The organism is Pantoea sp. SOD02 (assembly GCF_024707505.1).
Taxonomy (GTDB): domain Bacteria; phylum Pseudomonadota; class Gammaproteobacteria; order Enterobacterales; family Enterobacteriaceae; genus Pantoea; species Pantoea symbiotica.
The window spans coordinates 408414-421476 of sequence record NZ_CP102605.1 but is presented as its reverse complement, the minus strand read 5'-3'; the positions used below and the strand labels follow the sequence as shown (position 1 = coordinate 421476).

At 54.4% G+C, this 13063-nt stretch carries 3 protein-coding genes; 2 read left to right on the top strand and 1 reads right to left on the bottom strand.

The window, feature by feature from the left end:
* Positions 1-4: 4 nt before the first annotated feature.
* On the top strand, positions 5-1471 hold the full coding sequence (locus NR302_RS21410) for an aspartate aminotransferase family protein (protein ID WP_258145794.1): 1467 nt from the start codon (positions 5-7) through the stop codon (positions 1469-1471).
* A gap of 399 nt (positions 1472-1870) precedes the next feature.
* The gene (locus NR302_RS21405; protein WP_258145793.1) at positions 1871-11443 is read left to right on the top strand and encodes an autotransporter-associated beta strand repeat-containing protein; all 9573 of its coding nucleotides are present in this window, start codon (positions 1871-1873) and stop codon (positions 11441-11443) included.
* Positions 11444-11447: 4 nt separating this feature from the next.
* On the opposite strand, the gene NR302_RS21400 is transcribed toward NR302_RS21405, so the two are convergent.
* Positions 11448-13055 (bottom strand): mechanosensitive ion channel family protein, encoded by a 1608-nt coding sequence (locus NR302_RS21400; RefSeq protein ID WP_008107448.1) that lies wholly within the window; start codon positions 13053-13055, stop codon positions 11448-11450.
* Positions 13056-13063: the final 8 nt, after the last annotated feature.

Genomic DNA, 13063 nt, shown 5'->3' with positions numbered 1-13063 from the left:
GTAAATGTCTGAAGTAAACCCGATTCTGGCCGCCTCTGCACAGAGCATTGAGGCGTACCAGCAGGCGATTGCCCAGAGCAGCGCCGCGGTTGTGCAGTGGCTGCAACAGCCTGAGATGTATCAAGGCAAAACCGTTGCCGAACTGCGCGAGCGTATCACGCTCGACTTCAATCCAAACGGCCTGGGTAACCAGGCCGCGATTGAACGCGCGATTGAATATTTCCTGAAAGACAGTCTTTCAGTGCATCACCCACAATGTGTGGCGCATCTGCACTGCCCTAGCCTGGTGGTAAGCCAGGCGGCAGAAGTGCTGATCAATGCCACTAACCAGAGTATGGATTCGTGGGATCAGAGCCCTTCTGCCACCATCATTGAGATCAAACTGATCGAATGGCTGCGTGCGCAAGTGGGTTATCCGGCTGGCGACGCAGGTGTGTTCACCAGCGGCGGCACCCAGAGCAACCTGATGGGCCTGATGCTGGCGCGCGATGCCTTCTATCAGCGCCAGGGCCACTCGGTGCAGCAGCACGGTATCACTGGCGATCTGCGTAAGATCAAAGTGCTGTGCTCTGAAAACGCGCACTTCTCCGTACAGAAGAACATGGCGCTGCTTGGCCACGGCTATCAGTCTGTGGTGCAGGTGAAGTCTGATGAATTCGCCCGTATGGATGTGTCAGACCTGAAAGCCAAACTGGCACAGGCCGAAGCTAACGGTGAACAGATCCTGGCGATCGTCGCAACCGCCGGTACCACCGATGCCGGTGCTATCGATCCGCTGCGTGAAATTGCCGGTATCGCTGCCGAGCACAACATCTGGGTACACGTTGATGCAGCATGGGGCGGCGCGCTGTTGCTGTCCGAGAAGTATCGCGACTACCTTGACGGCCTGGAGCTGGTGGATTCCGTCACTTTGGACTTCCACAAACAATACTTCCAGACCATCAGCTGCGGTGCGTTCCTGCTGAAAGATGAGCGTCATTACGAGCTGATGCGCTATCAGGCGGCTTACCTGAACTCAGAGTTTGACGAAGAAGCCGGCGTACCGAATCTGGTTTCCAAATCACTGCAGACCACGCGTCGTTTCGATGCGCTGAAACTGTGGATGGGCCTGGAAGCGCTGGGTCAGAAACAGTACGCAGCGATCATCGATCACGGCGTGACGCTGGCGCAGGAAGTGGCGAAATATGTCACCTCTGAACCGCGTCTGGAGCTGGTGATGCAGCCTCAGCTGGCTAGCGTGCTGTTCCGCTATCGTCCAGAGCAACTGACCGATACCGCGCAGATTGCCCTGTTCAACCAGCGTATCGGCGATGCGTTGCTGGATTCTGGCCGCGCCAACGTTGGCGTAACCGAGAATCAGGGCGTGACTTGCCTGAAGCTGACCTTGCTGAACCCAACCGTGACGCTCGAGGATGTTAAAGTCCTGCTGGCGCTGGTTGAGAAAACGGCGAATCAGCTGCTCGGTGCATAATAACGTGAAAGATCAATAGCGAACGAAAGTCGCTATTAAATGCTTTAAATAAAGTTCGTTATTATATTAAATTTAAAAGGGTGCTTTTCTAAGCGCCCTTTTTTATTGCTAACCGTAATACCCCGTATAACATCTGCTCAAAATTAAATTAGTTGTTTATCAATTTGACAGCCCGTTTTTAACTGCTCCCCCTCCCTGGTAAGCCCATTCATAACGCTCTAAATTATTAATAAAACCTTTTTTTTATTTTTATGAATTATCACCATCACGCCTGTTCAAGTTCAAGGTTTGTACTACTTTTTAATGTAAGGATTTTGTTAACCAATCATTTTCAGATGTAACTGACAATTTAGTTGATACAAAACAATCCATTAATACTGTTTCCTGGCGGGAATACCTATGAATATTGTGTATAGGTTGGTCTGGAGTCATGTTACCAACGGGCTTGTTCCCGTGCCCGAGATCGCAAAAAAATGCAAAAAATCACAGCGTGATCATTCTGCCATTATTTTGCTCAGCACGTTGATCCTTGGACTTTGTAATTCCAACACCGCCAACGCGGTAGATGTTAATTGGTCTGATGCTTATCCAACCTATACCTTCCCGGATAATCAAGGAATTAACTATGATTCAGTACTGAATACTGGCGCGGCTTTTACGCTTGATAATCAGTCTTTACCGAATCACTTCGCAGCAGGCAGCACGTTAAATATTCTCGGGCCTTTGCCGCCGATTGCCAGCGGCGTAAATGGCAATGCAACCTTGGTATCAGTACTGGATGCTTTGCCCAGTGGCAGCAATCCAGGCAGGATAACGGTTATCACCGCCACCGATGCCCAAGGCAATACCACGCCCATTACTGCGGATAACATCGGCCAATATACGTATTCCCCTTCCCCCGCCAATCCGCAGCAAAACCAGGAATTGAACGTCGAAATTCCTGGTCTGGAAGGCAGCTATCAGATTATTAACACCTATGATTCCAGCACTTTTGTTTCCGCCGATGATACGCCGGTGAGTAATCTGCTGTTGCCCGTTTACGATCCCACCTCATTCCGCATTTACAATAATTTCGGTATTGCCGCTATCGCCGCCACCGGTGGTACAGCGAATATTAACATCGGTGCTGATACGGCGGGCACCACGCCCATTGCCGCCGCCGCCAATACCCTTGAGCTTTTGGCTAAAAACACGCAGCTGGCGAAAGCGGATGGCAGTGCAGCAGCAAGTAGCCAGGTTAACTGGCTATCAGATAATTATCTTCATTTCAGCCCAGCTGCGGTTATTTCCAGCGATAGCCAAAACGTCAGTGCGCAGAGCGCACAATATAATTTCACGTTGACTTTGCCTAACTACATCCAGGTTGGACAACAGGTATTTCAAGCGGGATCGAAAACCTTCAACATCACATCTTCAGCGGACATCGCCGAGGTCAATGACTATCTGACCGGCCAGAATAGCTATGCCAGTAAGCCGCAGATTCAGTACTGGCTCACTGCAGGTGCCACGGTAAATGGTGAAGTGGTGGATTCCGCGCCCGAAGCGCAGGCGGTGTACAACCGAATCATCACCGGCTTGCTGGCACAGCAGCAGCAAACCAGCATCAATCTTAGCTATCACGTGTGGAATGACCTTGCCGCGCACAGCAACAACGCCACTCTGCCGACTGGTGACCTGAATGTCATTTACGCCACCGGAGCCAATGCCCGCGGCACCGTTACCGGCAGCGGTTCATTGGCTGTTGATGGCGCATCGGCCGTTATGCGCGGAGATGCGGGTGCTGTGTTGACGAACAATGGCGCGATTAACCTCTGGCGTAGCTCTGCTGCCAGTCCGAATGCCATTGGCATGTTGGTTAATAATGCCAGTGCGATCAATAACGGCACCCTCAACGCAGGGCTTTTTATCGAGAAAGATGGCAGCAATCAAAATGTCAGTAATGCCGGCAGCGTAGCAATGCAAGGTTCAGGTGCCAGCACGCTGACCAATACCGGACATATCAATGTGGCGCTGACGGACGCCACCAGCGCCAATGCTATCGGTATTCACGGCGCGGGAAGCAGTGTGGTGAATAATGCGGCGGGTGCCACCATCGTCGTCACCGGTAATAGCCGAAACACCGAGGGCCGGGCAGCGGGTACAGCTATTTATGCCGAACAAGCCGCCAGCGTCACCAACAGCGGCAACCTCTATATCGGTTATACGCCGCTAGTCGATAGCAGCTTGCCAACTTCAGTGGTGATGACGGGCGGTGGCGGCCTTTCCGCAGGAATATCCTCCAGCAGCAGCGGCGCAATTTTAAATACGGGTACCCTCTCTCTCGGCGAAAGCACCCGTAATGCCGTGGGGATCCTGATGGATCACGCCAGCGGATCGGCGATTAACAACGGCAACATTAACGTGCTCGGTAAGCTGACCAACGGTGCGGCGGCGAGTAATTACGGCCTGTATGTGATCGATAACCCAGGAAGCGTAACCAATAACGGCAATATCTTTGTCGATGGTGATAACAACATCGCCATCTATCTTCAGGCACGCACCACCGCAGCCAGCGTCACGTCATCTGCCAGCAGTAACATCACGGTTGGCAGCGCAGGCGATACTGGCGGCAGTGATGGCGATGTTTACACCTATCGTAATTATGCGGTGTACGCCGAAGGGCTGAATAATCAATCGGCACAGGTCGACTTACAAGCCACCATTCGCCTGCTGTCTGCCGGTGCGATTGGCGTGCACGCGCGTGGCAATGCACAAATCGATGTGGGAAATTCGGCGTCACTGACCTTTGAGAACGACCACCAGATTGGTTATTACGCCTGGGGTAATCAGGCAAAAATCAACGTTAACAATGCCAACGTCAATGATAACGGGCAGGCAAACTCCGTGCTGTTTGCCGTCGATAACGGTGCCATTTTCAACGGAGATAACGGCAGCGGATTGCCTTATCAACTCACGGTAACGGGTGATAACTCAACTGCGGTGATCGCCAATGGCGTAGACGACAAGAATACCGATGATACCGCTGATGATGTGGCGACCTCGCTCACTACAGGACCGGCAACGATTCGGGTTAACGGTGAAAATGCTGTCGGCGTACAGGTGTCAGGCGGTGCGGTTGGCACCATTAACGACGGCGGCATTATTCTCGATCACGACAATACTACTGCCGTCAAAATTGATGGACGCAATTACAATATCAACGGCACGCCAGACAGCGATCAGCGCGTCACCAATGTTACCTCGTCTGCCGCCACCACATCCTCATCAGCACAAACCGGGATTGTGGGTTATGACGTGTCACACGCTGGGAATCTGCTGCTAAATGGCCTTAACGGTATCAATCTAAACGGCATCAACGGCAAAGGCATCTGGCTGCATGATGGCGGCACGGCTACGGTGAATGCACCGGTCACGGTGCTCGGCAGCAATAATATTGGCGTGAGCATTGATAACAGCGGCGTGCTGACCAACAACAATGCAATCTCAGTGGGCGGCGCCGCCAACAGTGGCAACGTCGGCATTCGCGTGCAAGGCGCGGGTGCCGTCGTGAACCGCTTAGGTAACGTCACGGCAAATGGCGGATTGGCGGCGGTACAACTAACAGGTGCGGGCGCATCACTCGCCATCAACGGTAGCGACAACCATATTGTCGCATCGGGCGGCGCTGACGGTGTGCGGATGGACAACGGTGCCAGCAGCTTTAGCGCCGCCAATACCACCATTGATATTGCTGATAGCGGTGCAGGCATCAATAACAACGCCAATACGGCCAATATCAATCTGACCAACGTCAGCATCAACGCTTCAGATGGCCCGGCGATTCGTACCGCCGTCACCTTCAGTGCAGAAGGCAGCGGCAACATCCTGAACGTAAGCGGGAGCGGACAGGGTTTTGCCTTTGAGACCGCGACGGGGTCCGCTACTAGCGGTGATCTTACGATTGGCAATGGCTATACCATCAATGGAACGGGTAGCGGCAGCGTTGGCATTTTGGGAAATACCGATGGCCGTGTCAGTTCCGGTGCGAATATCACTATGGGAAACAGCGCGGGCGCGGCGATTGATGCCAGCAATGCCAGCAGCGTGAGCAACAGCGGCAGCATCCTTACCAGCAGCAACAGCGGCAGTACCATTCTGGCGCAGAATGCCGCCGAGTTTGGCAATACTGGCACCATCACCAGCAGCGCAACCAGTAACAGCAATCCACTGGTGGTGATGAACGGAAGTGCGGCTAACCGCACCATTACCAATAGCGGCAGCATGAGCAGCGCCAGTGCGAATGCGACGCTGATTGATGCCTCAGGCGCGGGAAATACCACGCTCAGCAACAGCGGCAGTTTGCTGGCAGCCAGCGCCACGGCTCAGGCAATATTGACCGGATCTGGCTCGGATACCATCACATTGAATGGCGGCACGACGCGCGGTGAAATCACGTTGGGCAGCGGAGCTGACCAGTTTAACTGGAGCAGCGGTCTGTTCGCAGGCGGTGTCACCTTTAGCGCTAACGATGGCAACGACAGCGCTACGCTCGGCAATGTGTCGCTGGCCAATACCTCGCATATTTTGAGTGAAGGCGGCAGCAACAATAGCCTGACGTTTAACGGAACCCAAGCCGCCGTTGTTGGTTCATTCGCCGCCGATGATCTCAGCAAAGGCACCCAGATCGGCAGCGGCTGGAACCAGCTGACGCTTGATAATGCTGATGTTCGGGTTGCTGACGATCTTGCGCTCTCCGGCACGCCACAAATCAACGTCAATAACGGCGCAATACTGCGCAGTGGCAACAATCTCAATAGCGCAGGCAGTGCCACACTGCGTAATTACGACATCACCACTGCTGGCAGCGGTAGCCAGATCATTTTTGATGGCAGCGAGGATCAAACCTACAGCGGCGTCATCAGCGGCAGCGGTGGAATGACACGCAGCGGTGGCGGTTCGACGGTTTTACTTGGTGACAACAGCTACAGCGGCGCCACGCTGATTGATAGCGGCAGTGAACTGGCATTAGGCGACGGCGGCACCAGCGGCAGCCTGTCCATCGTCACTAACATTACTGATAACGGCTTATTAACCATCAATCGTGCCGACAATGTGGCGCTAAACGGTGCGATATCTGGCAGTGGATCATTCCTGCAAACCGGTGCAGGTATTACGCGACTCGGCGGCAGTAACAGCTGGAGTGGCTCTACCGATGTGGCCAGTGGAACGCTGGTAATCAACGGCAACCAAAGTGCAGCAACGGGCATCACCAATGTGGCGTCGCTGGCAACGCTAGGCGGTAACGGCGTAATCGGTGGCGACGTGAGCTTTGCGGATAACAGCGTGCTGACGCCGGGTGATAACGGCACCGGAACGCTGACTATCAATGGCAATCTCAATCTCTCCCCCACCACTAACAGTCAGTTTCAACTGGGCGAAGCCTATACGCCAGGCGGCTCGCTGAATGACTTTGTTGATGTAAAAGGCAATCTGTTGCTGGACGGTATACTGGATGTCAGCCTGACGCCGGGCGGCAGTTTCCTACCAGGCGTCTATCGTCTGTTTAATTACGCCGGTTCACTGATTAACAACACGCTGGATATCAACAGCCTGCCACCCAACGATGGCGGCAGTTATGCCATTCAAACCACCATCAGTAATCAGGTTAACTTAGTACTCAACTTTGTTGATCCTGCCAGCGAGCTACAGTTCTGGGACGGCGGCTCAATCGCCAATCACGGTGACGGCACCAGCGGCGATGGCGCGATCGAGGGAGGAAGTGGCATCTGGAAGGCCAATATCGCCGGTGATACCAATAACTGGACGCAATCGACCGGCGTCGGCAACGCGCCCTGGTCGCAAACCGCTTTCGCTATCTTCCAGGGAACCGGTGGCGAGGTGCAAATCAGTGATGTGAATGGCCGCGTACTTAATTCCGGTATGCAGTTTACCGCCGACGGCTATGTGCTCAATCAGCTCACGCCAGCGTCGGCCTTGAACTACATCAGTACCGTAACTGATTCTTTCCCGGACAGCGCACCCACACCGACTAACACCTATCAGGCACAAGGCGAATCCGTTGCCGATACCTTTTACGTTATTCGTGTCGGCGATGGTGCCAGCGGCAGTGACGTTACCACTACCATCAATGCCAGCCTGCGCCAGGATGCGCTGGATAGCGGCCGCATCCGTCTGCTGAAAACCGATGCGGGCCGACTGATTCTCAACGGCATCAACGATTTTTCCGCAGGAATTGAAGTCTGGGGCGGCACCTTACAGGTGTCGGGTAATGCCAGTCTAGGTGCGCCTGATACCACACTAACCTTGAAAAACGGTGCCGCGCTGCAAGCCGGTGACGATTTTAATCTCAATCGCAGGGTTTTCCTTGATGCAACCGGTGGCGGTACGCTGGATGTGTTTGGACACGCACTTACGCCTGAAGCCACTCTCGCAGGTGATGGTGCGTTGACTATCGTCGACAGTGCCAGCACAGCGGCCACCGGCGCGTTAAATCTCAATCAGGCCAATAGCTATCAAGGCAATACCACCATCATTGGTAAAAACGGTAACGGTCAGTTGGTGGTGAATGCCAACAACAGCGGCGTCTTTGGCCGCGCGGACAGCATCGTCAACGTCTCCGATCGGGCGTTGCTCAATTTCAATAACAGCGCACAGGCGGAAAATCACCTGTTCAATCTTACTGATGGCGCACAGATGCAGCTGACAGACAATAGCAGCGGCGGCCTGGCCAGCGTAAACATAGATGCCCTTTCATTATTGAGCCTGAGTGATTCGGCCAATGGCGGTAATGCCCAGATCAACAACAGCGGGCGCGTTGCGTTTAGCAATGCATCACAGGCGCAGAGTGCCAGTATCAACAATCTGATCGGCGCGCAGGTGGATATTAGCGGCAGCAGCGCCCAAACCGCCATCGGCTCGCTAAGTGGCGCAGGCAACGTTGTTCTTGGCACGGCAACGCTGCAGGAAGGCGATCTCGGCCGCAATGACAGCATCAGCGGTGTTATCAGCGGCACAGGCGGAAGCCTGGTAAAAAGCGGCAGCGGAACGCTGACACTTTCCGGTGAAAACAGCTACACCGGCGCAACCCGTGTGCAGCAAGGCGTACTGCTGATCAACGGCGATCAATCTGCCGCCACGGGCCAAACGACGGTAACGAGTAACGCCACCCTCGGCGGCAGCGGCATACTTGGTAGCTCAGTCAATGTTGAGAACAGTGGTCATCTGGCGGCGGGAAGCGATTTGGCCAGCACCGGTGTACTCACCTTGGGTGCACTGACGCTGGCAGACAATGCGCAACTTGATTATCAGTTTGGCGAAGCCTACCGCGAGGGAGGCACTTATAACGATTTGATCAACGTTGATGGCGATCTCAATTTGAATGGTCAGCTGAATATTGTGCAGCCAAGCGGGGGCCGTTTTGATGTTGGCGTCTATCGCGTGTTTAACTACAGCGGCGTACTGACCAACAATCAACTGAAGATCGGTAACGCCCCCGCCGCCGCCGATGAACTCTACGTGCAAACCTCTATCGCCGGGCAAGTCAATCTGGTGAATCACGCCGGTACCCAGCTGCGTTTCTGGGATGGCACCGGCGGTGCCGCCGGTGAGATGAAAAACGACGGCGCGATTGAAGGTGGAGACGGCATCTGGCAAAGCGGCAGCGGCAATGACAACTGGACAACCGACACCACATCACCAGAAGGACGCTTTAACTCGCCATTCAGCGATAGCTCTTTTGCCGTATTCGGTGGCAGCGCGGGTAACGTGACCGTCGATGATTCTGTCGGTGTCGTGGGTATCAGCGGCGCACAGTTTGCAAGCAACGGTTATGTGGTCAGCGGCGATGCCATCACGCTCAGTGCGCCAGAAACCGTTATTCGCGTTGGAGATGGCACGGCGCAAGGCGCCGCTGACATCGCTACGATTAACTCCGCGCTGACTGGCAGCGGTGCGCTGAACAAAACCGATCTTGGCACCTTGATTCTCAACGGTCAGAACCGCTACAGCGGCGGCACCCGTATTAGCGCGGGCGTTCTGCAAGTGGCTTCGGATGCCAATCTCGGCGCACCTGGCAGCACGCTGGGTCTGGCGGGTGGCACGCTGCGTTACGCACAGGCGTTTGATAGCGATCGCGCGGTTGTGCTGTCCAATGGTGGCGGCAGCGTTGATACACAGACTTATAATGTAGCTTTGCAAAACGCTATCAGCGGCAACGGTGATCTCTACAAACTGGGAGGCGGCAAGCTAACGCTGAACGGTGATAATACCTTCGCGGGAACAACTCACATTCAGGCTGGCAGCCTGCAGTTGGGTGCGGGCGGTAATAGTGGCAATCTCACCGGCGCGATCATCAACCAAAGTCTGCTGATCCTGAACCGTGCGGACAACTTCACCCTGAACGGCGACATTTCCGGCAGCGGACAGGTTTGGCAGCAAGGTGCTGGCGTAACTTCATTAAACGGCAGTAACAGCTGGAGCGGCCTGACGTTGGTGCAAAATGGCACCCTGCGCGCGGCGGCAAGTCATACCCTGAGCAGTGCATCTACCCATATCGTCAGCCAGGCGGCGACCTTAGACAGCGGTGGCTTCAATCAGACGGTCTCAAGCCTGGTGAATCAGGGCACGGTGAATTTACGTGGCGGCGATGTTGGCTCCACACTGACCGTGAATGGCGACTATGTTGGCCTCAACGGCGTAGTTAAGATCGCGGCACAGCAGCACAGTCCAGGCGTGGCGGATCGTCTGGTGATCAACGGCGGCACGGCAACAGGCAGTACGCGGCTGGACATTGATGTTAGCCAGCTTGGCGAACCGACGGAAGGTGATGGCATTGTGGTGGTGGAAGCGGTGAATGGCGGCACCACCACGGCGCAAACCACCAAAGATGCCTTTAACATCGGCGCTGATGTGCTGATGGCGGGCGCCTATCAATATCAACTGTTTGCTGGCAACGCGGCGGGGGCCGGTGAAGACTGGTTCCTGCGCGCCGGTTATCGCCCGGACGTGCCTGGCTTTAACACGCTGGCGTCGATCGTTCGACAAGCCGACTTAGCCGTGCTGGGTACGTTGCATCAACGCGTGGGTGGCGAGCAACCGTGGCGTGCTGATGTGGCAGAAGATCAGCAAGGCCGTTTCTGGGCGCGCTATCTGGTGAAATCGGTTGATCAACAACTCAATGATGCCGTGCACAGTCGCAGCTCTTCTAACTTCAACGGTATGCAATTTGGCAGCGATCTGTATCAGGATGAGCAGTGGCGCGCCGGTCTGTACACCACCTTTCTCGATAGCGACAGTTCGGTTTCCGGTAATACCGGCATGGGCGGCGGTGATATCTACAACTCAACTTTCTCGATCTATTTGGGCGGTTACGCGACCTGGATCGATGACAGCGGTTTCTATGTCGATAACGTGTTGCAATACGGTCATCACCAAGTGGATTTGCAAAATGAACGCAATAGGGAAAGCGTTCATCCCGACGGCAATTCCTTCGCCGCGTCAGTGGAGATCGGCAAACCGTGGCAGTTGGGTGACAGCCGCTGGCAGCTTGAGCCGCAGGCGCAGTTGATCTATCAGTACAGTGACTTTGACAGCGTCACACTCAACGGCGCGGCGAAAACCCGGGTAGATGTTGAGGCGGATGGCGCGTTGATTGGCCGCATCGGTGCGCGTTTAGTGGCGGACTACGATACGGATTATGGCAAAGTGAAACCCTATCTGCGCGTCAACGTTTGGCAAATGCTAAGTGATGGTCAGGATAGCGTGACCTATGCCAACACCGCCAACAATGCTGGCAGCACCTCATTAAGTGCCGATCAGCAATACAGCCTGACTGAAGCGGCAGTCGGCGCGACCTGGATGGTGAGCAACGAAGTGCAGGCGTACAGCGAAGTGGGTCGTTCATGGAACAACGGTGGCGACACAAAGATCGACGCCAATGTGTCGGCGTCAATGGGTGTTAAGGTGCGTTTTTAGCGGTTCAGCTTTTGCTCTTTTCCGCCGGTGGGGTAAACCAGTTCTCCTGTTTTACCAGCACTGCGTGTTCAGGCTGGCTAATAAAATTAGGCGACATAATCTGCACGCCAAATTCATTGAACACATCCTGAATGTGCCCGTGGAGTGTACTTCGAACACCCGCCAGAGATTCGCCAGCCAGAAGTCTGACCTGCAACTCATAGGCAATATACCAATCCTGCAATGCCAACTGGCGCACTATCGGCAGGATCTCATGGTTGATACCTGAAGTGCGGTTAGCCGCAAGTTCCAGCATGGCTTCAACCTGCCGCCAGGGTGTGTCATAGCCAATGGTGACACTGGTGGTCATGTTGACGCCCTCGCCTTTTAGCGTGGCACTCAGGTTAACGATTCTGCCACTAACAACCACGGCATTAGGCACGGTCACTTCGTAATTTTCTCGCGTCAGGATTTTGGTGGCCAACATGCCCACTTCACTGACCACGCCTTCGTGATCAGCAATCCTGATTACTTCTCCTTTCCTAAGCGCCCGTGAATAAGTCAGCACCAGTCCGCTCATGGCATGATTCATGACGCCTGCGGAGCCTAACGTTAGCATCAGACCAAAGAAAACACTGATGCCCTTAAATGCGAGCGAATTAGCGCCCGGCAGAAACGGATATGCCGCCGATAGCGCGAATAGCCAAATAACCACGCTGATCAGTTTGCGCGTCACGCCTACGGTGTCCGGATGCAGGCCTGGCAACTGTAACTGGCCGGTTTCCACCCGCCGCAATACCAGTCTTAATAAACGTGTGACAAGCGCGGTAATAATAAATATCAGCGCCACAATGACGATGCCGGGTAAAGCGGAAATAACTGCTAATCCTAGCCTCTGTAGCAGTTCCAGCGCGTAACCACCCAGCTCTATTCCCCAGATACGTGTCCACGGAAACAACCGCAGCACCCAGCTCAGCCAAAGGTAAACCGCCACCAAAATGGTTGATGTCATCACCGCTGCATAGAGACGCACTTCAATCGGACCGAGAAATGTGCGTAGCGCGCCTGGAATAATGCTTTTACGCCGTGCATATCGTGCAGCATAAATGCGCTTCAGCCACGCGTGCGAGCGCAGAGCAAAAAGAATAACAGCAGCCAACAACACTGCGCCCAGTAATGCTTTGGCTGTGGAGAGCAGCAAATAGTGTGAAGAATATTGTTCAGCCAGCGAAAGACGAAGGGCATCAAGACGCAACCTGACCCGCTCTGCCGCCTGCGGCAGCGTCAGGTCATCCCCTTCATCAAGGTCGCCCTGCGATAGCAGCATAAAAGCGTTGCCGTTGATGGAAAAAAGCACCGCTGGCTGGTGATAACGCACCACTTCATGCGTTTCAACTGACTGCTTCAGGTCATTATCATTGAGGGTACGCAGTAGCGTAACAATACGCTGCACCCGTTCTTCTGGCGTGGTAAAACCAAATTTAGCCTGAAGCATCACGACAGGTTGATTAAGCAGAGTCAGCGTCCGTGCCCGCTCCTGCGCCGAGGGAGCCTGACGCGGCTCAGCGCCATGGGCTTGATGCAAAGTAAACAGCATCAGGCAACAGAATAAACACATGATGGTGCGCTTCATATTCCCTC

What these genes read in the sequence shown, in the direction of transcription:
- NR302_RS21410 (WP_258145794.1), top strand. Translation starts at nt 5, where the DNA reads ATGTCTGAAGTAAACCCGATTCTGGCCGCCTCTGCACAGAGCATTGAG.
- NR302_RS21405 (WP_258145793.1), top strand. Translation starts at nt 1,871, where the DNA reads ATGAATATTGTGTATAGGTTGGTCTGGAGTCATGTTACCAACGGGCTT.
- NR302_RS21400 (WP_008107448.1), bottom strand. Translation starts at nt 13,055, where the DNA reads ATGAAGCGCACCATCATGTGTTTATTCTGTTGCCTGATGCTGTTTACT.